The 20,123-nt window shown below is 72.6% G+C and carries 15 protein-coding genes and 3 tRNA genes; 6 read left to right on the top strand and 12 right to left on the bottom strand.

Annotated features, from left to right (window positions below; translation table 11 throughout):
- Positions 1 to 76: 76 nt before the first annotated feature.
- Together OG485_RS15580 and OG485_RS15575 are read right to left on the bottom strand one after the other, a co-directional pair.
- Positions 77 to 1,531 (bottom strand): FGGY family carbohydrate kinase, encoded by a 1,455-nt coding sequence (locus tag OG485_RS15580; RefSeq protein WP_328668903.1) that lies wholly within the window; start codon positions 1,529 to 1,531, stop codon positions 77 to 79.
- Between the two features lie 160 nt (positions 1,532 to 1,691).
- Positions 1,692 to 1,997: a YtxH domain-containing protein gene (locus OG485_RS15575; protein WP_328668902.1), complete on the bottom strand. Its 306-nt coding sequence runs from the start codon at positions 1,995 to 1,997 to the stop codon at positions 1,692 to 1,694.
- Between the two features lie 144 nt (positions 1,998 to 2,141).
- On the opposite strand from OG485_RS15575, the gene OG485_RS15570 reads away from it, so the two are divergent.
- From OG485_RS15570 to OG485_RS15555, 4 genes are all read left to right on the top strand, one after another.
- A tRNA-Asn gene (locus OG485_RS15570) sits at positions 2,142 to 2,214 on the top strand.
- A 5-nt stretch (positions 2,215 to 2,219) separates the two neighbouring features.
- A tRNA-Asn gene (locus OG485_RS15565) sits at positions 2,220 to 2,292 on the top strand.
- A gap of 165 nt (positions 2,293 to 2,457) precedes the next feature.
- Positions 2,458 to 2,534: transfer RNA gene (locus tag OG485_RS15560), tRNA-Ile, on the top strand.
- A 638-nt stretch (positions 2,535 to 3,172) separates the two neighbouring features.
- Complete coding sequence (locus tag OG485_RS15555) at positions 3,173 to 4,246, top strand: helix-turn-helix domain-containing protein (RefSeq protein ID WP_443048707.1); 1,074 nt, start codon at positions 3,173 to 3,175, stop codon at positions 4,244 to 4,246.
- 93 nt (positions 4,247 to 4,339) lie between these two features.
- On the opposite strand, the gene OG485_RS15550 is transcribed toward OG485_RS15555, so the two are convergent.
- The 8 genes from OG485_RS15550 to OG485_RS15515 form a co-directional block, all read right to left on the bottom strand.
- Entirely contained in the window at positions 4,340 to 5,119 is a 780-nt protein-coding gene (locus OG485_RS15550) for a D-Ala-D-Ala carboxypeptidase family metallohydrolase (protein WP_328668900.1), read from the bottom strand.
- Between the two features lie 44 nt (positions 5,120 to 5,163).
- Positions 5,164 to 5,577: a hypothetical protein gene (locus OG485_RS15545; protein WP_328668899.1), complete on the bottom strand. Its 414-nt coding sequence runs from the start codon at positions 5,575 to 5,577 to the stop codon at positions 5,164 to 5,166.
- 33 nt (positions 5,578 to 5,610) lie between these two features.
- Positions 5,611 to 6,003, bottom strand: coding sequence for a hypothetical protein (locus OG485_RS15540; RefSeq protein ID WP_328668898.1), 393 nt, complete (start codon positions 6,001 to 6,003; stop codon positions 5,611 to 5,613).
- 34 nt (positions 6,004 to 6,037) lie between these two features.
- Entirely contained in the window at positions 6,038 to 7,378 is a 1,341-nt protein-coding gene (locus tag OG485_RS15535) for a GH25 family lysozyme (RefSeq protein ID WP_328668897.1), read from the bottom strand.
- Between the two features lie 319 nt (positions 7,379 to 7,697).
- Positions 7,698 to 7,934 (bottom strand): hypothetical protein, encoded by a 237-nt coding sequence (locus OG485_RS15530; protein ID WP_328668896.1) that lies wholly within the window; start codon positions 7,932 to 7,934, stop codon positions 7,698 to 7,700.
- A gap of 462 nt (positions 7,935 to 8,396) precedes the next feature.
- Positions 8,397 to 9,146, bottom strand: a complete 750-nt coding sequence (locus OG485_RS15525) for an SDR family NAD(P)-dependent oxidoreductase (RefSeq protein ID WP_328668895.1) — start codon at positions 9,144 to 9,146, stop codon at positions 8,397 to 8,399.
- Positions 9,147 to 9,278: 132 nt separating this feature from the next.
- Positions 9,279 to 10,964: a GAF domain-containing protein gene (locus tag OG485_RS15520; RefSeq protein WP_328668894.1), complete on the bottom strand. Its 1,686-nt coding sequence runs from the start codon at positions 10,962 to 10,964 to the stop codon at positions 9,279 to 9,281.
- Positions 10,965 to 10,988: 24 nt separating this feature from the next.
- Positions 10,989 to 12,026 carry a rod shape-determining protein gene (locus tag OG485_RS15515; protein WP_328668893.1) on the bottom strand — a complete coding sequence of 346 codons (1,038 nt, stop codon included), beginning with the start codon at positions 12,024 to 12,026 and terminating at the stop codon, positions 10,989 to 10,991.
- A 381-nt stretch (positions 12,027 to 12,407) separates the two neighbouring features.
- On the opposite strand from OG485_RS15515, the gene OG485_RS15510 reads away from it, so the two are divergent.
- On the top strand, positions 12,408 to 16,049 hold the full coding sequence (locus OG485_RS15510) for a S8 family serine peptidase (RefSeq protein ID WP_328668892.1): 3,642 nt from the start codon (positions 12,408 to 12,410) through the stop codon (positions 16,047 to 16,049).
- A 154-nt stretch (positions 16,050 to 16,203) separates the two neighbouring features.
- Here the strand turns inward: OG485_RS15510 and OG485_RS15505 are convergent, their stop codons facing one another.
- Positions 16,204 to 17,595, bottom strand: coding sequence for a carboxyl transferase domain-containing protein (locus OG485_RS15505; protein ID WP_328668891.1), 1,392 nt, complete (start codon positions 17,593 to 17,595; stop codon positions 16,204 to 16,206).
- Positions 17,588 to 19,177, bottom strand: coding sequence for an acyl-CoA synthetase (locus OG485_RS15500; protein ID WP_328668890.1), 1,590 nt, complete (start codon positions 19,175 to 19,177; stop codon positions 17,588 to 17,590). Before OG485_RS15500 ends, OG485_RS15505 begins: the two co-directional genes overlap by 8 nt.
- Positions 19,178 to 19,475: 298 nt before the next feature.
- On the opposite strand from OG485_RS15500, the gene OG485_RS15495 reads away from it, so the two are divergent.
- Positions 19,476 to 20,120, top strand: coding sequence for a toxin-antitoxin system, toxin component (locus OG485_RS15495; protein ID WP_328668889.1), 645 nt, complete (start codon positions 19,476 to 19,478; stop codon positions 20,118 to 20,120).
- The last annotated feature ends 3 nt before the right edge of the window (positions 20,121 to 20,123 follow it).

Here is a 20,123-nt window from a genome sequence, read left to right as displayed (position 1 = left end):
TACCTCAACCGATTAACCCAAGTGCGGTCCAAAAATGGACGCCGCCTCCGCCTTCGGTCGTACGCCCTCGGAGGGGTTACGGCCGGAACGCCCCGGGATGCGTCTGTTCGCGCACGGTGACGTACTGCTGCCGTACGGCCTGTCCCACGGCGAGTTCGTCACCGGGCTCCAGCACCTGGGCGACCGGACCCTGCCACAGGGGCGGGGTCCGCGGGTCGAGCGTGCCCCGCGCGACGCCGAGGGCCCAGGCGGCCTGACGGGCGGCGCCGAGCGCCGCGTAGTCCGCGGGCTGCGGTACGACGACCTGCGCGCCGAACAGCGCGGGCGCCACGGCCTGGACGGCGGGCAGCTCGGCGGCCTGGCCGAGCAGGAAGATCCGGCGTACGTCGACACCCCGGCCGCGCAGGACGTCCAGCGCGTCCGCGAGCCCGCACAGCATGCCTTCGAAGGCCGCCCGCGCCAGGTGCTCGGGCTTCATCGACTCCCGGCGCAGACCGGCCAGCGTCCCCGCCGTGTGCGGCAGGTTCGGCGTGCGCTCGCCCTCCAGGTACGGCAGCAGGACGAGCCCGTGCGAGCCCGGCGTCGACTTCATCGCCAGCTCGGACAGTCCCTCCAGGTCGGGCACGCCGAGGAGCTCCGCGGCCCCGCGCAGGGCCCGTACGGCGTTGAGCGTGGTGACGACCGGGAGGTGCATGCCGGTCGCGTCCGCCAGGGAGGTGATCATGCCGGTGGAGTCCGCCAGCGCCTCGACGTGGACGGCCATCACGGAGCCCGAGGCGCCCAGCGACACCACCGCATCGCCGAGCCCGATGCCGAGCCCGAACGCCGCCGCCATGGTCTCGCCGGTCCCGGCGGATATCAGCAGGCCCTCGGGCGTGGTCCCCGCGGCCTCCGAGGGGCCGAGCACGTCCGGCAGCCCGGCCTGGTGGCCGAGAGCCAGTTCGACGAGGTCCTGCCGGTACGCGCCGGTCGCCGCCGACCAGTACCCGGTCGCCGAGGCGCCGCCCCGGTCCGTGGTCCTGCGCACGGGCCGTCCGAGAAGCTGCCACACCAGCCAGTCGTGGGCCTGGAGCAGCATGCTGGTGCGCCGGGCGGCGTCGGGTTCGGTCTTGCTCAGCCAGCGCAGCTTGGTCACCGGCTGCGCGGCCTGCGGGACACTGCCCACCGCCTGCGCCCACGCCTCGCGACCGCCGAGCGCGTCGATCAGATCGGCCGCCGAGACCTGCGCCCGCTTGTCGCCGCCGACCATCGCGGGGCGCACGGTGTTGCCCTGCGGGTCCAGCGGGACGAGCCCGTTCTGCTGGGCGGACACGCCGATGGCCTGAACGCCTTCGAGCAGCCCGCCCCCCGCGGCCTCGCCCAGGGACAGCAGCCAGGCCTGGGGGTCCACGTCGGAAGGACGGCCGCCACCCTCGCCGCTGTCGACCGGATGTGGCGCATACCCCTGCCTCAGCACGGCACCCGTGTCTGTGTCGCAGACGACGATGCGAGTGAAATCGGGCGCACTGTCCAGCCCGGCGACTATCCCCATGGCGGGAATTCTGCCGTACGGCGGGAGCCGGTGCCGCCGGGCCGTCCCAAGGGCGGGCGGCACCGGCCTCCCTGGGGTCTGTCGTCCGGATCAGGCGGGGCCGGGGCGCGGTGCCTTGCCGGCTGCCCCGCGTCCCGCCCCATGATCCGAACGACACGCCCTAGGTGTTGCTGGTGCCCCAGTCGTCCTCGCCGGAGCCGGCCGCGTTCCGCTCGCGCAGGGAACGCACCCGGTTCGTGACCGAGTCGGGGACGCGGTCGCCCACCTTCTCGCTCACGGTGTGCAGCGCCTTGCCCGCGAGCTCGCGGCTCTGGTGGGCCGCGGTCTCGGCGGTGTTGCGCACCGCGGGGTTCTGCGCGACCTGGCGCATGGATTTCTTCAGCTGTTCGTAGCGCTCGTGCCCGGCCCGCGTGCCGAGCACGTAACCCAGGGCCAGTCCGGCGACGAACGTGAGCCGGTAGCGCATGACGGCCACCCTTCCCTTGCGTCGGCATCGGTGTGGAGGGAACCGATTGGCGGAGCACCCCCCTGCTTGCGCTAATGTATGTGTCGCAGCAAGCGCACGCCCCCTGGCGAATACCCAGGTGGGTGCGTTCGATGCAAAGATCAATCCCCTGTAGCTCAATTGGCAGAGCAGCCGGCTGTTAACCGGCAGGTTACTGGTTCGAGTCCAGTCGGGGGAGCTCGATCTCCTGTAGCTCAATTGGCAGAGCAGCCGGCTGTTAACCGGCAGGTTACTGGTTCGAGTCCAGTCGGGAGAGCAACGAAAGAGGGCCCTTCGGGGTCCTTTTTCATGTCCGCGGGAACCGCCCAGGGCATGCCGAAGGCCGGCTGGTCGCGCGAAGCCGACCAGCTGGAGCAGGAGATCGTATGAGCGGCTATGCTGCGGCAGACGGCGCGCACAAATGTGCGCGGCGCGCCGTAACGGGGCGGTAGCTCAGCCGGTTAGAGCAGCGGACTCATAATCCGTCGGCCGTGGGTTCGAGTCCCACCCGCCCCACCACGCAGGCATCCGATCGGCGAATCGCCGGTAGTGAGAACGGCCTCGACCCGCACGGACAGCTCGTTCCGCAGTCGGGAGCACGGCCGCCGCAGGCGGCCCCTGTGGGCGGTGACGCGGTCGTCGGGGACAGCACCCGGGCCAGGCTGACAGAGGATCACCCCAACGGCTTGTCCTGCCCTCGCCCGCCGTCCGGACGGCGACCTTCCGTGTCCGCCCCGCCAAGGGCCTCACCTCACCCGAGGGCCTGGGACTCCAGGGGTGAGCCGACCCGCGCGAGAGTGCCCCTCGCCGGCCGTCCGAGACGTACGGAGCCCGTCCGCCGCCCTCACCGGCCATCGCAGGTCGGTGAACGCGGTGGCGTTCAGCCCGGACGGGCGGCTGCCGGCCGGCGGCGGCGCGCCGCCAGGACGGTGATGTTGTGGGACACGTGTTGACGCGCTTTTCGGCGCGGCGACGGACCTGTCGAATGACGATCTGTCACATACGGTCGTTCGCGGGGCCGTTGACGATCCCATTCCGGCACCCAAAGGGCGCCCACAGTTTCCGCGGTGTAGCTTCTACCCGTCAGTAGAGGCTTGAGCAAGGGTGGATGCGTGGCTGCCCCTTCGCAAACCGAAAAGTTCGCCGCCTGCCTTCGGATGCTGAAGGACCGCAGTGGCCGGGGCTACGACCGCCTCGGGAAGGAAGCGGGCGTCAGCGGCTCCAGTCTGCATCGCTACTGCTCCGGCCTCGGCGTCCCGACGGACTACCGGGTCGTGCACTCCTTCGGCAAGGTGTGCGGAGCCAGCCCGGAGGAACTCCGCGAACTCCACCGGCTGTGGGCGCTGGCGGACACCGACCGGAACGCACCGGCCGTGAGCGCCGTGACCACCGAGGGCGGCCCCGAACCGGAGCCGACGCCGGACGGTCCTGTCGTGACCGCGCGGACGACCTCCGGTTCCGACGCCGCCGCCCCGCCGGAGACCGCCCCCGCCGGGACCGGGAAGCCGCCACGGTCCCGGGTGCCCGAGAAACTGTCCTCCCGCTTCGCGGTACTGGCCGGCGCGGTCGTGGTCGTGATGGGTCTGGTGGCCGGTTTCGTATGGATGCCGGCCGACGCCCCGCCGTCGGCCGAGGACGGCCTGCTGTACTCCTCCGCGTGCAAGTCGGTGAGCATGGGGCAGCACGACGAGTGCGTGCGCGAGGTCCAGACCCTGCTGGTGCGGGCCAAGGGCAGGCTCGCCGTCGACGGTGACTTCGGGCCCGAGACCCTGCTCAGGCTCACCGCGTTCCAGGTGCTGGCGGGCATGCCGGCCAGCAGCGTCGTCGACGAGGAGACGAAGAAGGCGCTCTACGCGCAGAAGGTGAGCATGGCGACCTGGTCGCGGGACAAAGTGGCGAAGCGGATCCGGGAGGTGTTCGCCGAGGACCCCGGCACCGCCGTGGCCATCGCCCGCTGCGCCTCGTTCCTCGACCCGCTGTGGGTGCTGCCCAACACCAACGGCAGCCGCAACTGGGGCGTGTTCCAGATCTCCGACGTCCGCCTGCGGGAGCTCGGCGGCACCCCGCTGCGGGCGTTCGACCCGGAGTGGAACATCCGGGCGGCCCACCGGCTGTGGAGCGCCCGGCACGACTTCCACGACTGGCCCTCCTGCGAGGCGGCGCTGAAGGACTCCAAGAACTCCAAGAACTCCAAGAACTCCAAGGACTCCAAGGACACAGTGAAGAGCTGAAGCCGGAAGGCCGCTCCGGAGAGGTGGAACACGGAGGTACCGGGTACTGCCCCGCGATACCCGGGACCTCCGCGTTCCGGATCGCCGGGAGCGTCAGACCGTGCCGCTCTCCCACCACCAGTCGCGGCCGAGGTCGGCCCGGCTGTCGACGTGCTGGTGGTCGACGGTGTACCGCTCCAGGCCGGAGAACCCGCAGGTCTCCGCCTTCTGGTAGACGGTCTTGGTGGCCACGCCGGGCACGTCGAGGTCGGCCGCGGTGCCGTACAGGTGCATGCTGTCGCTGGCCCCGCCGATGTCGGCGTTGTGCTCGATGCTGCGGAAGCCGGAGTTGACCGTGATCGGCTTGTCGCCGAGCTTCTTGCGCAGCGCCTCCAGCTTGTACATGCAGCGCCGGGCGTTCTCCTTCACCTGCGCCGCGCTCACCTTGCCGCCGTTGAAGGTGCCGCTCGCCTGGTCGTAGAACTCGCTCCAGTTGAAGTGGGCCGTGGAGCCGTCCGACTGCTCCAGCGCGTTGAGTTTGGCGTGGGTGTTGGGACCGGCGATCCCGTCGTCTTCGAGACCGTACGCCGCCTGGAACCGCTTGACGGCCGCGGCCGTGCCGGGACCGAAGTCGCCGTCCAGGCCGACCCGGGTCTGGCTCGCGCTGTTGGCAGCCCAGCCCGAGACCCGGATCTGCAGCTCCAGCACGTCGGCGCCGTTGTCACCCTGCTTCATGGTGCGCGACCACGAGTAGGCCTGCGCGGTACCGGAGAGCAGCAGCGGGCCGAACGCCAGGCCGGCGCCGACAGCCAGCGTGCCGCGCAGCATGCTGCGGCGGTCGAGGGAGCGGCTGCCGACGGAGCGGCCGGCGGCGGAGCGGAAGAGGAAACTCATCGTCGTCCTTTCGGAACGGTGGTGCGAGAAGGAGCGGAAAGAGGTCAGTAGGCGAGCTGGAAATCCACGTTCTGCGCGTCGGTGTCATAGGGGCCGACGCGCAGGACGAAGCGGGTGCCGTCCTTGACGTCGGTGGCGACGGTCGCCCACGGGGTGCCGTGGAGGGAGTACGTGTTGTCGTGGTTGCACTTGTCGGTGTGGTCGATGAACACCACACAGGCGTACAGGAACCCCCCGTCGTCCGTGGTGAGCCGCATGTTGATGTCACCGCACCGCGAGGACGCGGTGTAGGGGCCGTACTCCTTGGGTCCCACCTGGTAGCGGTAGTTCAGGTTCTTCGCGCCGCCGTAGCAGCTGGTCGCCGCGGCCGAGGACTGTGCGGAGGCGGGCGCGGCACCCGCGCCCAGCAGTGCGGCCACGGTGACGAGAGCCGAGGCGAGGGCCCTGGTCTTGATCATGGTGGTCTCCGTTCGGTGAGGTGGGTGAGGGGGTCAGAAGGCGATCTGGATGGTGGCGGAACTGCCTTCCAGGTCCACGCCGTTGGGCACGGTGAACTTGGTCCCGTCCAGGACGTCGGTGGCGATGGTCGTCCAGCTCCAGCCGACTTTGGTCCAGCGGTTGCAGACGCCGGTCTTCTCGAACTGCACACAGGCCCAGACGAAGTCCGCGTCGCCGCCGATGACGCGCATGTTGATGTCGGTGCAGCGGCTCGTGGTCCGGTACGGGCCGAAGTCCCGCACCTCCCCGTAGTGCACCGTGACCGCCCCGCCGTAACAGCTCGTGGCGGCGGCGCCGGCCGTGGCGGCCGAGGCGGGCGCCGGAACGGTGAAGCCCAGGGCGACGAGCAGCGCGACGAGGGACGCGCGGGCGAACCGGCCGGTCATGCGGGTCCTCCTCGATACGTCGATACGTCCGGGATCACCGGTTGGCCAGCCGGTCCAGATCGGCCTGGGTGCCGTTGAACACGTCCCCGGTCGCCGGCGCCCGGACGCCCGGGAAGATCGCGGCGTCGGTGTACTGCCACATCGCCCAGGTCGTCGAGCCGTTCGGCACCGGCGGCTGGGTGATCGACTGGCGGTAGTCCGCGAGTTGCAGCGGATACCGGGCGAAGGCGGTGGTCGACCCCATGCAGTCGTCCAGGAAGGACTTCTGGGTGTAGATCATCGGGACCCGGCCGAAGGCGCTCTCCACCCGGTCGAGCCAGGCCTTGGCGTCGGCCACCGTGCCGTAGGTGGGACAGCGCCCGCTGCCGTCGTCCATGCGCTCCAGGTCGAAGATCGGCGGCAGGTCGCCCGCCCGCTTCCCCGTGTAGCCGGTCGCCCGCACCGCGGCGATGAACCGGTCGGCCTGCGCGGCACCCGTGTCGGCCGCCGTGCCCGTGTAGAAGTGGTACGGCGCCACGGCCAGCCCCGCCGCCCTGGCCCCTTCGAGGTCGGTGGCGAGGTATTCGTCGGTGACGTTCATGCCCCGGGTGGCCTTGACCGTCGCGAACTCGGCACCCGAGGCCCGTACGGCCTTCCAGTCGATCGGCGCCCCGCCGGGGTGCTGGTACTTGGCCGTGTCCAGACCGTCGATCGGGTGACCGGCGGGGTGGGGCGGCGTGCAGTACGCGTCACGGCTGGACCAGTCCACCAGCTTGGCCCAGGTGTTCGGGCCCACGGTGCCGTCGGCGCTGAGGTTGGCGCAGTGCTGGAGCTCGATGACCCGGTCCTCGGTGCCGCCCCCGAAGTCGCCGTCGATGGTCAGCGGCGGATAGTGGAACGGCTCCATGGCGAGGTTCAGCCGGCACTGGACCTCCTTGACCTCATCGCTCTTCGTGCCCTTCTTGAGGGTCGGGCGCGCGTCGGTGTGGCCGCACACGGTCGCCTGCGCCGTGCCCGCCGTGCCCTGGGTCGCGCAGGTGTGCGGCTGGGCGGCCCAGGAGTTCAGCGCCGCCCAGGTCTGCGGGCCGAGCACGCCGTCCGCGCTCAGCCCGGCGCACCGCTGGAACTCCTTGACCCGCGTCTCCGTCCCCGGTCCGAACGAGCCGTCCGCCGCGATCGGCGTGTACCGGCTCGGCTTCGTGGCCAGGTCGAGTTCGCACTGCGCCTCGACCGTCGCGTCCCCCGTGGATCCCTGCTTCAGCGTGGGCTGCTCGCTCGTGTGCCCGCAGACCGCGACCGCGGCGGCCGGTGCCGCCTGCACCGCAGCGGGTCCGCACAGGGGCAGGACCGCTGCCACGGCGAGGGTCAGGCCCCGCAGTAGCGTCCTTGTTCCCATCTGGTGTTCCCCCTCTGATGATCAGAGCCGGGAATCCCCGGCCGCCGCCATGCTGGCAGCGCCGGTTCCCGCGGGGGATCCTCTTGATCGGGATCGGGACGTCGGGACAGTCCCACGCATGTGACCTGGGGGAACGCATCACCTCTGGGACGGGCGTGGGACACGGGCGGCGACGGAACCCGGTCCGGGCGCGGGCATGCGGATCGGCGCCGTCCGGCGGCCCCACCGGGGAGAGGGGGAATCGTGGTCCTCGGGGACCGCCGGACGGCGTCTTCGCGCGCTGTCGGCCTGTCGGTGTCTCGGTCCGCGGGGCGGACGGTCAGGTGTTCGCGGACCGCTTTTCGGCGAGGAACTCCACCAGCTCCCCGGGCACGAGGTGCCCGGCTTCCGGCTCCTCGTGCTGGACGGGATGAATGCCGTGGTCCGTGAGGCCCCGCACGAACCGCTCGGGCAGTCTGTCGCCCTCGGCCAGGTGGAGATCGAGGAGGGCCTTTTGCGCAGCGGGATCCAGTGCTTCCCACCACTGCGTGACGCGCGCGCTGTGTCTGCTGTTCATGCGCCCAGGTGAACACGGACAAACGGCCGTGAACAACCGAAAACGCCGGTCGCGCCGGACAGGTCGGGATGGGGCGTGCCGATCTGGTGGATGACAGAACATCCTGCTCGGAGGGTAGGAGGGGCGCATCCGTGGGCACCATGCGTCTATGCGCGTCGACGAGGACGCCGGTCTCATCAGTCATGAGGAGGGGTCATGAACCGTCAGATCCGGATTCGCGTCAACCGGCGGCCCGCCGCTCCGCGCGAGACGCCGATCGACCGCAGGACCCCGTCGGGACGTCTCCTGCCGTACTGATCCACGCGCCCTGACCCGTCCGCACCGACTCACCTGTACGTGCGGAAGCCATGGCCCGCCGGGCGGATGCCTGGCGGGCCGTGGCATGTCCGGGGTGTGGTCCGGGTCGTCGGTTCCGGGCCGCGCGGCGGCGTACGACGAGGACCGCGCCCGCGCCGGCGGGCCCTAACGGCCCAGTGCCGCACCGCCGTTGATGTGCAGCAGCTGACCCGTCAGGTACGCCGCCTCCGGGGACGCGACGTACCGGATCGCGGCCGCGATCTGCGCGGGACGGCCGGGCTGTCCGGTGAGGGACTGGGCCACGCGGGCGGCGGTGAACTCCGGGGTGGCGCGGTCCCCGAAGAACTCGGTGTCGCCGACGAAGCCGGGAGCCACCGCGTTCACGGTGATGCCCTCGGAGCCCACGCGCTGGGCGAGATCGTAGGTGTACGTGTTGATCCAGCCCTTCGAGCCGCCGTACGAGCCGGGGCCGCGCAGCGAGGCGATCGAGGAGAGCTGCACGACGCGGCCCCCGGGGCGGCGCATGTGGGGGAGCAGTGCCTCGGTGAGCAGGACGGCGGTCAGCACGTTGGCGTCGAAGTTGCGCCGGTAGCTGTCGGCGACGGAGGCGAGGCTGCCGTCGTGCGTCACGGCGACGTTGCCGCCCGCGTTGGCGACCAGGACGTCCACCGGAGTGCCGTCCGCGACGATGGAGTCCCGGGCCGCGCCGACCTGCTCGGGGTCCGCCAGATCCACCGCGTGCCAGGACGCGGCCGCGGGCCCGAACCGCTCGTTCAGCGCGTCGGCGGCCTTGCGCAGAACGTTCTCGCGGCGGCCCAGGAGCACCACCCGGTCCCCGTCCGCGGCGAACACCTCCGCCGTCGCCAGCCCGATCCCCGTACCCCCGCCGGAGACCACCACATGCCGTCCACCCATGTCCGCCCACCCCGTCCCGGTATTCCTGGATGTGAACCTCAGTCATGTACAGATATCGATCGGGAGGCTACGGAGGGTCTGAAGCGACGTCAAGTGGCCCGGCTGTTCGCTCGGTTGACCTGCGGAGGACCGCTACACCGGTGACTGCCAGACGACGTTCGTGCCGGGGGCGCCCATGTCGTCTCCGCCGCCCGGCGCGCTCTCGGCCGAGGTGTCCGAAGCCTCGGAGGCGCCGTTCGGGGCGCCGTCGTCGTGGACCGTCAGGCGGACGCCGGGACGGCCGTCCGGCAGGGTCACCGTCACGTCGACGACGACCTCGATCCGCGACACCCCGGGGCGTCGCGAGGCGGCGGCCAGGGCGCGCCGCAGTGCGGCGAGGAGCCGGCCGGCCACCGGCTCGGTGATCCGGTTCTCCACCGGGCCCGCGAACCGGGTGGACGGCTGGACCCCGAGGACCGCCGCCGCGCCGGCCGTCTCGCGCAGGACCCTGCCGCGCAAGGTGGTGGGGGCGTCGGCGGGCGGCTGCTGCAGCGCGAAGATCGCGGTGCGTACCTCCTGGACCGTGGCCTCGAGTTCGTCGACCGCACGGCCGAGGGTCGCGGACACCTCCTCGGCCTCGCCGTCACCGCCGTCCCCGTGCGCGGCGTTCCTGCGCTGGGTCGACTCCAGCATCATGCCGGTCGCGAAGAGGCGCTGCACGACCAGATCGTGCAGGTCACGGGCGATGCGGTCGCGGTCCTGGTACACCGCGAGGAGTTCACGGCTGTGCCGGGCGTCGGCCAGGACCAGGGCGAGCGCGGCCTGTGAGGCGAACTGGGTGGCCAGCAGGCGTTCGACCTCCGTGTACGGGCGGTCGCCCCGCCCGCGCGGCAGGGCCAGCGTGCCGATGAGCCGGCCCTCGGTCTGCAGGGGCAGCATCATGCTCGGCCCGAACCGGGACCGTACAGGGGTCGTCATCCGCGGGTCGGTCGCCGAGTCCTCGATGAACACCGGCTCCCCGCCGAGGAGTTGTTCGAGCACGGGGCTGCCGGGCGCGATGGTCGTACCCACGATGCCGGCGGGGTCCCCGGGGGTGGAGGCGACCACGATCTCCATGCCGCCCTCGTCCGTGGGCTTGAGGATGATCCCCGCCGAGGCTCCCGCGAGAATCCGGGCGCGTTCGGCGACCGTCGTCAGCGCGTCGGCTCCGGTCCCGCCGCTGAGCAGGGTGGTGGTGACGGCGGCGGCACCCTCGATCCAGCGCTCCCGCTGCCGGGCCGTCTCGTACAGCCGGGCGTTGGCGATCGCGATGCCGGCCTGCGTGGCGAGCAGGCGCACCAGCTGTTCGTCCTCAAGGGTCACCGGCCCGGTGGACTTGTCCGCCAGGTAGAGGTTGCCGAACACCTCGTCGTCGACCCGGATGGGAACGTCCAGGCAGATGTCGGGCTCGGGGGAGTCGGGGTGTCCGGGGGAGTCGAGGTGCTCGGGGGAGCCGGGGTGCCCGGGAGTGCCGGGGCGCCCGGAAGCGACAGGGTGTCCGGGAGTGCCGGGAGACCCGGAAGAGCCTTGCGCCTCCGGCTCCTCGGGTGCCGTCGGCTCCGCAGGTGCTTTCGGCTCCGCGGACCGAGGACCCGTCTCCGGGATGTGCGGTCCCGCCGTGCGGATCCGTACCAGCCCGTCCCGTCCCGGGTCCCGCATCCCCAGCGCCGCGTACCGGGCCCCGGTCAGCTCGGCGGCGGCGTCCACGATCCGCTGGAGGGTCGCGCGCAGTTCGAGCTCGGTGCCGACGCTGAGGACCGCTTCCAGAAGGGGTGTGAGACCGGGCGCGGGGTCGGTCATGCGAGGCCCTCGGACGCCGGTCCGTCAGTTCGCCAGCGGGTTCAGGACCATCGGCTCGATCTTGCCCTCCAGCATGTAGCCGAGCCCCTGGACGGCACAGACGTCGGGCCGCTCGGCGATGTGGACGGGTACACCGGTCGCCTGCCGGAGCATCTGGTCGAGCCCGGGGAGCAGCGCGCTGCCGCCGACCATCATGATCCCGCGGTCGGCGACATCGGCCACCAGATCGGGCGGGCAGGACCGCAGCACCTTGCCGACACCGTCCAGCACGGCGGTCAGCGGTGTCTCGATCGCCAGGCGTACGGCGGCGGTGTCGACCTTCACGGAACGCGCCAGCCCGGTCGCCACGTCCCGCCCGTGGATCTCGGTCAGGGCCGGTCCGTGCGGGGTCAGCCCGTTCCCGGAGAGGGCGAGCTGAAGGGGCCGTACGGCCTGACTCGGCAGCATCAGCTCGTGCTCGTGGCGCAGGTGCTGGACGATCGCGTGGTCCACGGCCTCACCGCCCACCGGGATGCGTTCGGCGGTGACGATCGAACCCAGCGACAGCACGGCGAGCTGGGTCGCGGCGGCCCCGCAGACCATGATCATGGTGGCTTCGGGCCGCTCGACGGGCAGCCCGCAGCCGACCGCCGCGGCGATCAGCGTGTCGACGAGCTCGACCCGCCGCGCCCCCAGCCCGACCAGCGTCTCGATCGTGGCGCGCTGCGCCAGCGGGTCCGCGTCGTGCGGCGTGCAGGCCGCGGCCCGAAGCCGGGGCTTGCGGCGCAGGGTGCGCCGGACCTTGTCGCCGAGCAGATTGCGCAGCATCCGCTGGGCCATGTCGATGTCGACGACGGTGCCGCCGGACACCGGGCGCACCACCCGGATGTAGTCGGGCGTACGGCCCGTCATCCGCTCCGCGAACTCCCCGACCGCGATCAGCGCGCCCGTCTTCGTGTTGATCGCCGCGACGCTCGGCTGATCGACGACCAGACCCGCTCCCCGCACCCAGACACGGGTCCGCGACGCGCCCAGGTCGACGGCGAAGTGACAGCGGCGCAGCTGCTCCAGACTGGCGGTCATGGCAGGTCCTCCCGAGAGCGCAGACCGTGGGGCTCCGCCGGGCGGCGGTCCTCTCTCGCATCCTGCGCGCGCGGGGAGCGACGCGCCCCTTTTGAACGGCCGGGCGAGGTGCCGCCGGACGGGTGGTCCGACTCGATCCCCGGCCCCGGACCCGGCCTGATTCCCGGAATCGCCCCACTCGGTCCCTGAACCCGGTCCGGCCACTTGGAGCTGTCCCGGTTTCTGCGGCTCCTACCGGCATGTCCTGGCGGGAAGCCGCCAGGGCGCCTTCCCGCCAGGCTTCGTCGGCGCCTTGGCGGCACGAGCCCCCCGACACTCTTCGCAAGTACCGGGCGCCACCCCCTGCCCGGCGCGCGCACGGCCGACGAAGAGAGGCCATGAATGACCAGAGGACCACTGATACGTCCGGCGGCGCTGCTGTCGGCCGGTCTCGTGCTCGCCCTGCTGCCCACGGGGCGGGCCGGCGCCCTCGCCGCCGGGGACGCCGCGGACCCCGGGACCACCGGCACCCCGGCGAAGGCGGGAGCCGCCGGTGCCGCGCACACCGTCACCCTCGTGACCGGCGACAAGGTGACCGTCACCGACGTCGGCGGCGGAAAGAAGACCGTCTCCGTCGTACGCCCCCGCGGGGCCACCGGGGCCGTGCGCACCCAGGTCGCCGACGGCACCGTCACCGTCGTACCGGACGAGGCGCTGCCGTATCTGGAGGCCGGAACCCTCGACCGGCGGCTGTTCGACGTGAGCGAGCTGATACGGCAGGGGCTCACCGACCGGCAGACGGGCGAGCTGCCGCTGATCGTGACGTACGACCCGAAGGCGCGGACCACGGTCCCGGGCGGGGCCGAGCGGACGCGCTCGCTGCCGAGCATCCGCGGCGCGGCCGTCGACGCGGACAAGGGCCGGACCTTCTGGAAGGCGATGACCCGTCAGGCGGGGATCGGCAAGGTCTGGCTCGACGGGCGGGTCAAGGCCGACATGGCCGGGAGCAACGCGCAGATCGGCACGCCGAAGGCCTGGGAGGCCGGGCTCACCGGCAAGGGCGTGACCGTCGCCGTCCTCGACACCGGCGTCGACACGGGCCACCCCGACCTGGCCGGCCGGGTCGCGCGGACCAAGAGCTTCATCGACGGGCAGGAGGTCGCCGACCGCAACGGGCACGGCACGCACGTCACCTCCACCGTGGGAGGCACCGGCGCCGCCTCCGACGGCCGGGAGAAGGGCGTCGCGCCCGAGGCCACGCTCGCCGTCGGCAAGGTGCTCAGCGACCAGGGTTCGGGCAGCGAGTCGCAGATCATCGCCGGCATGGAGTGGGCCGCGCGCGACGTGCACGCCAAGGTGATCTCGATGAGCCTCGGCTCGACCGAGCCCAGCGACGGCACCGACCCCATGGCCGCCGCCGTCGACACCCTCTCGAAGGAGACCGGCGCCCTCTTCGTCATCGCGGCCGGGAACACCGGCGCGCCCTCCTCCATCGGCTCGCCCGGCGCCGCCGACTCCGCCCTGACCGTCGGAGCGGTGGACTCCGCCGACGAGGCCGCGTACTTCACCAGCGCCGGACCCCGCTACGGCGACAACGCGCTCAAGCCCGACCTCTCCGCACCCGGCGTCGGCATCCTCGCCGCCCGCTCCCAGCTCGTGAGCGGCAGCGGCTACTACACCTCCATGAGCGGTACGTCGATGGCGACACCGCACGTCGCCGGTGTGGCCGCGCTGCTCGCCCAGGAACACCCCGACTGGACCGGCGCCCGGCTCAAGGACGCGCTGATGTCGACGTCGAAGCAACTCGACGCCTCCGCCTACCAGTTGGGCGCGGGCCGGGTGAGCGTCCCGGACGCCGTCGACGCGAAGGTCACCGCCACCGGCAGCGCCGACCTCGGCTTCTACGGCTGGCCCTACGAGGACGACAAGCCCGTCACCAGAACGGTCACCTACACCAACTCCTCCGACGCGGCGGTGGAGTTGACGCTCGCCGCGGAGGGGGCCGGCGAGGGTGTCGCCACCCTCGCCGACACCACGCTCACGGTGCCCGCGCACGGCACCGCGTCCACCTCGGTCACCGGCGACGGCTCGAAGGCGCCGGTGGGCGAGACCTCGGGGCGGATCGTGGCGTCGGTGGACGGCACGCCCGTCGCGCACACCGCGTTCGGGCTGGTCAAGGAGGAGGAGCGGTACACGCTCACCGTCCACGTGAAGGACCGGGACGGCGCCCCGACCGCGGCCTACCTCGCCGTGCAGCAGCTGGCGCAGGACGTCGACGCGTACTCCGCCTCCGTCGGAGACTCCGGCACCCTGGAACTGCGGCTGAGGCCCGGCACGTACAGCCTCACGTCCTTCCTCGACGTGCGCGGCGGCCGCGGCGCCGACTCCCTCGGCATCGGCTTCCTCGCCGCACCCCAGATCGCTCTCGACCGGGACCGCGAAGTCACCCTGGACGGGCGGACGTTGCGGGAGATCGGCGCGAAGGTCGACCGGCGCACCGAGACCCGGCAGCTGCTCATGGAGTACGACCGCGACGGCGGCGGCTCCGATCTGTTCGGCGCGGTCCAGGTACCCGTCAAGTACGACAGCATCTTCGCCGCGCCGACCCCGAAGGTCACCGAGGGCACCTTCGACTACCGGACCGTGTGGCGGCTCGGGAAACCGCTCCTCGAGGTCGCGGGCGTCAAAGCGGCGCTCGCCCAGCCGGGCGGCACCCTGATCGAGGGCCGCAGCAGGCTGCCGCTGGCCGACGTCGGGGACGGGCCGTTCACCGGGGTGAGCGGCAAGGCCGTCCTCGCCCGGCTCACCGACGGCGTCGACCCGGCCGCGCTCGCCCAGGCGGCCCAGGACGCGGGCGCCAAGGCCCTGTTCGTCACCGACGACAAGGCGGGACGCCTCAACGCCTGGTTCGGCACGGACGACAACGAGAACCGGCCGCTGCAGATCGCCACCGTCGACGCGGCGGACGCGGCACGGCTGCGCGCGATGCGGACCGTCGGCATGACCGGTACGCGCAACACGCCCTACATGTACGACCTTTCGCACGGCTACAAGAACGGTATCCCGGACCGGAGCCTCACCTACGAGCCCGGCCGCGGTGAACTGGCCGTGCTGGACGCCAGGTTCCATGCCGTGAAGCCCGTCTCGGGCAGCGAGTTCCGCTACTCGATCGCCGAGCCCTTCCCCATCGGCCTCGGTTTCCAGGAGCGGATCGACTACCCGGCCGAGCGGACCGACTACGTCTCCACCGGCCCCGGACAGACCTGGACGGAGTCCACGTACGTCGGGGACGGCGCGCTGGAGGAGCGCAGCGGCCTGGTCCCCTACCGGGGCGGCAGTCACGGGACCCTGAACTGGTTCAAGCCCGTCCTGCACCCCTGGCTCGGCACCGGACTGGGCTGGGGCCAGCAGCGCGCGGGCAACGACATCCGGTTCAACACGCCCGGCTGGGGCGACTCAGGGCCCGACCACACCGGCTTCGGCGACGTGTGGAGCGACGGCACCGGGATGACGCAGTTCACCGAGGTCTATCAGGACGGTGTCCTGGTCGACCGGGGGAAGAGCTCCGCCGGATACGTCTGGGACGCGCCCGCCGACGAGCACACCTACAAGGTCGTCACGGACACGACCCTCGACCCGGAGCGCTGGAAGCTGTCCACGAAGGGCCACACCGAGTGGACCGTCCGGTCGGCGGCCACCCCCGAGGACCACTACACGTTCCTCCCGCTCATCAACCTCGGCTACGACATCGACACGGACCTCGCGGGCGACGTGCGCGGCGGCCGGGTCCCGGTGAGCGTCTACGCCGAGTACGTGAAGGGCGCGTCGGACACCGGCACCCTCGGCGGCGGAAAGCTGGAGGTCTCCTACGACGACGGGACGACCTGGAGGACGGTCCCGCTCACCGGCGGCGGCAAGGCCCGCTGGCAGGGCACGCTGAACGTTCCGCGCGGCGCCGGGTTCGTGTCGCTGCGGGCCTCCGCCCGCGACGACCGGGGCGGAACGGTCGGCCAGGAGACCATCCGGGCGGTGGGCGTCCGGTGACCGGCCGCCGGGCGGCGGGCTCCCCGGGGGAGAGCCCGCCGCCCGGCCCACGTCCCCGCGAACGCCCGATCAGGACGGCCACCCTGGTGGTGGCCCACCGAGCGGACGGCCGTCGGTCCCTCTTGGGAGGGAGGGACCGACGGCCGTCGTCCGTTCACCCTCCGGTGCTGTGCGGCGAGATGCCCCGGATCACTCCCAGGTCCAGCAGGTCCTGCGGCCGGAGCCGCAGTTGAGCCGCCGTGGCCCGGACCTCGTCGGCCGGCCGCTTGAGGATGGCGGCCGCCGACTCCGGCGCGATGACGGAGAAGTAACTGTCCGGCGTGGCCCAGGTGTTGCCCGGAGCCGCCAGGGCCAGCGCGCCGCCCGAACCGCCCTCGCCGATCACCAGCGTGGTGACGGGAGTCCGGGCCGTGGCGACCGCCGCGAACAGGTCCGCGATCGCCGCGCCGGCCCCCTGCCGCTCGGCGAGCGCGTCGTTCGCGGCGCCCGGGGTGTCCACCAGCGTCAGGACCGGGATGCCGAGCCGTCCGGCCATCCGGACCAGCCGGGCTGCCGTGCGGTATCCGGCGGGACGGGTCGGGGTCCCGCGCTGTGCGGCGTACGCGACGGTCCGCCCGTCGTGCGCGCGGCCGAAGCCGCACAGCACGCCGTCGTCGGTGCCGCCGCAGCGGTCCCCGCCGATCGCGGCCCGGCGGGTGAAGTATGCGTCCAAGTAGGCTTCGGCGCGCGGCCGTTCGGCGGCCCGGGCGCGCCGCACCGCGTCCCAGCCGGTCGCGGGCAGATCGGTCGCCCCGCCCAGCGCGGCCGGGACGGGCGCCGCCCCGCCGGCGGGCCGGGTGAGCAGGTCCAGCCACAGGGCGAGCGCCTCCCGCAGCCCGTCCTTCGGTACGAGGGCGTCGACCGAGCCCGCCGCGACCTGCGCCTCGGCCGTGTACGCGGCCGGGTCCGCGTCGGGCGGGCGGACCCGGGAGCCCGCGAAGGCGACCTGGGCGCCCGGCAGGGCCAGGGTCACATCGGCACCCGCGCCGAGCGTGGCCCAGCCGCCGCCCGTCGTCGGGTCCCGCAGGACCGCGATCTGCGCGAGTCCCGCCTCCCTCGTGAGCGCCGACTGCCGTGCCACCCGCTGGAGCTGGGTCAGCGCGAGCATGCCCTCCTGCATCCGGCTGCCGCCCGTGGCGACGAGTGAGACGACCGGCAGCCGGTGCGTACGGGCATGGTCGTAGGCCGCCTCCAGACGGTCCCCGGTGCGTTCTCCGAGGGAACCGCCGAGGAAGCCGAACTCGAAGGCGACGAGGACGGCGGTGACCGGACCGAGCGGAGCCCTGCCGTCGATCGTGGTGCCGAAACTCGCCGTCCCGAAGGTCGCGGTGCCGCAGACGACGGACTCCTCCTCGCCGGTGCGGTCGGCCGCGTGCGCCCGCGCCTCGCCGTACCCCTTCCAGGAGAGCGGGCCGTCGGGCGGGAACCCGCCGTCGGAGGAGGGGAGTTCGGCGAAGCTGTCGGTGACCAGGGCGATGGCCTCACGGGCCGAGATCCGCTCAGTCACGCGGCAGCTCCCGCTTGAGGATCTTGCCCATGTCGTTGCGGGGCAGCTCGTCCAGGAAACGCACGGTGCGAGGCCGCTTGTGCGGGGCCAGCAGACGGGCGACGTGGTCGGCGAGCGCGTCCGCGGACGGCGGCGCGTGAGGGTCGAGCGGGACGATCCAGGCCGCGACGCGCTCACCGAGGTCCGCGTCCGGTTCCCCGGCGACGGCGGCCTCGCGCACCCCCGGGTGTTCGAGGAGCGCGTTCTCGATCTCGCCCGCGCCGATCTTGTAGCCGCCGCTCTTGATCAGGTCGGTGGCCTTGCGGCCGACGATACGGACCGAGCCGTCGGGATCGAGGACCGCCATGTCGCCCGTGCGGAACCAGCCGTCGGCGGTGTACGCGGCGGCGGTGGCGTCGGGCCGGTTCAGGTACTCGGTGAACAGATTCGGCCCGCGCACCTGGATCTCGCCGACGCTCACGCCGTCGTACGCGCCGGTCGGGGTGCCGTCCGCCTCGTACCCGGCGATCGTCGTCCCGTCCTCCTCGACGAGCCGCAGACCGACGCCGGGCAGCGGCACGCCGACCGTGCCGGGGCGGACCTCCCCGTCCGCCCGCACGCTGGTGTTCATCAGGGTCTCCGTCATGCCGTACCGCTCGACGACCCCGCGACCGGTCGCGGCCCTGATCCGCTCGTGGTCGTGCAGGGGCAGCGCCGCGGAGCCCGACACCAGCAGCCGCGCCCGGCCCAGCGCCCCGGCGAGCCCGGGGTCCTCGCCGAGTGCCTCGGCGAGCCGGTGGTACATCGTCGGCACCCCGAACACCATGGTCGCCCCGGCGTCCAGCTCCCGCGCCACGCCCTCGGCGCTGAACCGGCCCAGATGCCGTACGGACCCGCCGCGCCGCAGCGGGCCCAGGATGCCGATGATCAGCCCGTGCACATGGAACAGGGGCAGACCGTGCACCAGCACGTCGTCGCCGGTCCACTGCCAGGCGTCGGCCAGGGCGTCCAGGGTCGCGGCGATCGCCCGGCGCGGGATGACCGCACCCTTGGGTGGACCGGTGGTGCCGGAGGTGTAGACGACCAGGGCGGGGGCGGCGGGGTCGGTGACGGTCCCGGGGGCCGTGGCGGGGGCGGCGGGCTCGGTGGGCGCGGCGGAGCCCGGGGACCCCGCGCCGCCGGGGACCCCGGCCGCCGTCCCCGCTCCCCCCTCCGTGTCCGCCTTCGCGTCGGCTTCCGCATCCGCGTCCACCTCGACGTCGATACGGTCCAGCGTCCCGAGCGGAGCGGGAAGGACGTCCCCGGGGGCCGCGAGCACGAGGGACGGCGCGCTGTCCCGCACGATGTGGCCGAGCTCCGTCTCCCCGGACTTCGGGTTCAGCGGTACGGCCGGCACGCCGGCGAGCAGCGCGGCGACGACGCCGACGGCCGTCTCCAGGGTCGGCGTCGCCCAGACGGCGACCCTCCCGGCACCGTCGAGCCGTACGGCCAGCGCTTGAGCGGAGGCGGCCAGTTCCGCGTACGTCAGGGACCGATCGCCGAAGCGCAGCGCGGACCGGTCCGCGACCGAACCGCCCACCAGGGCCGGGAAGAGGGAGAACACGAGGACTCCTTGCCGAGAGGACTTCACCGGGAGGGACAGGCTCTTCCTACACGATCGGGCTCCGGGATCGGGTGGCCTGCCGCACGATCGCGCCGAGGACGTGGAGGGAGCGCGCAGGCGCCGTAAGGATCGTTCCGAAACCGGGAACGATCGCCGGGGAACCGTGGCGTGGACGGACCCGGACACGTAGTGTCGGCCTCGCGTCACAACTTGACGAGTCAACTGCCGGGAGACCTTTGGTGAGTGAGTCCCCGTCGCTCTTTCCCGGCGTCCTGCCCGACGGCGAGGGGGCGGAGCGATGACGACGAAGCCGTCCGGCTCCGTCGGAAGGTTCGTGGCGGCGCTGCGTCCGCGCGGAGCCCGCTCCGAGATGCGGGCGCTCGCGGTGGAGCTCGGCCGGGTGCTGCGCAGAAGGATCGATACGCCCGTCGACATGAGGGAGCTGGCGCAGGCCCTCTGCGAGGAGATGAGCCGGCGCCGGGGCGGCCGTCCGGTCCAGCTCCGCTTCGAGCGATTCCCCGACGAGATCGAAGTCACCGGTCTGTGGATGGAGTTCGGCGACTTCGACCTCGTCGTCGTCGAGGAGCGCGCCGAGACGGTGCAGCAACTCGTCATCCTGGGGCACGAGTTGTGGCACATGAAGGAAGGCCACCGAGACCACCACGTGGACGGCGCCAGGGCCGTCGCACGGGCGGCCCTGGCGGACCGTTCCGGCTGGCACGACTCCGGCCCCCGGGCGACGCCGTTCCGGCAGGAGGTCGCCCGCGCCGTCGCCGCCCGCGACGGATCACGTCAGGCGGACGAGGCTCAGGCCGAGGCCTTCGGCCTGCAACTGGCGAGCGTCTTCCGCACCTGGGTGACCGGCCCCGGCGACAGTGCCCCCGTCGACCCGGTGGGCCGCGCCATCGAGACCTCCCTCGGCTTCCGCAGGCCCCAGGACTGACCC

The sequence above is a fragment of the Streptomyces sp. NBC_00328 genome, assembly GCF_036139655.1.
Classification (GTDB): domain Bacteria; phylum Actinomycetota; class Actinomycetes; order Streptomycetales; family Streptomycetaceae; genus Streptomyces.
Note: the sequence above shows the minus strand (reverse complement) of the source record. Positions and strands in the feature narration are given on the sequence as shown.

What these genes read in the sequence shown, in the direction of transcription:
- OG485_RS15580 (WP_328668903.1), bottom strand. Translation starts at nt 1,531, where the DNA reads ATGGGGATAGTCGCCGGGCTGGACAGTGCGCCCGATTTCACTCGCATC.
- OG485_RS15575 (WP_328668902.1), bottom strand. Translation starts at nt 1,997, where the DNA reads ATGCGCTACCGGCTCACGTTCGTCGCCGGACTGGCCCTGGGTTACGTG.
- OG485_RS15555 (WP_443048707.1), top strand. Translation starts at nt 3,173, where the DNA reads ATGCTGAAGGACCGCAGTGGCCGGGGCTACGACCGCCTCGGGAAGGAA.
- OG485_RS15550 (WP_328668900.1), bottom strand. Translation starts at nt 5,119, where the DNA reads ATGAGTTTCCTCTTCCGCTCCGCCGCCGGCCGCTCCGTCGGCAGCCGC.
- OG485_RS15545 (WP_328668899.1), bottom strand. Translation starts at nt 5,577, where the DNA reads ATGATCAAGACCAGGGCCCTCGCCTCGGCTCTCGTCACCGTGGCCGCA.
- OG485_RS15540 (WP_328668898.1), bottom strand. Translation starts at nt 6,003, where the DNA reads ATGACCGGCCGGTTCGCCCGCGCGTCCCTCGTCGCGCTGCTCGTCGCC.
- OG485_RS15535 (WP_328668897.1), bottom strand. Translation starts at nt 7,378, where the DNA reads ATGGGAACAAGGACGCTACTGCGGGGCCTGACCCTCGCCGTGGCAGCG.
- OG485_RS15530 (WP_328668896.1), bottom strand. Translation starts at nt 7,934, where the DNA reads ATGAACAGCAGACACAGCGCGCGCGTCACGCAGTGGTGGGAAGCACTG.
- OG485_RS15525 (WP_328668895.1), bottom strand. Translation starts at nt 9,146, where the DNA reads ATGGGTGGACGGCATGTGGTGGTCTCCGGCGGGGGTACGGGGATCGGG.
- OG485_RS15520 (WP_328668894.1), bottom strand. Translation starts at nt 10,964, where the DNA reads ATGACCGACCCCGCGCCCGGTCTCACACCCCTTCTGGAAGCGGTCCTC.
- OG485_RS15515 (WP_328668893.1), bottom strand. Translation starts at nt 12,026, where the DNA reads ATGACCGCCAGTCTGGAGCAGCTGCGCCGCTGTCACTTCGCCGTCGAC.
- OG485_RS15510 (WP_328668892.1), top strand. Translation starts at nt 12,408, where the DNA reads ATGACCAGAGGACCACTGATACGTCCGGCGGCGCTGCTGTCGGCCGGT.
- OG485_RS15495 (WP_328668889.1), top strand. Translation starts at nt 19,476, where the DNA reads ATGACGACGAAGCCGTCCGGCTCCGTCGGAAGGTTCGTGGCGGCGCTG.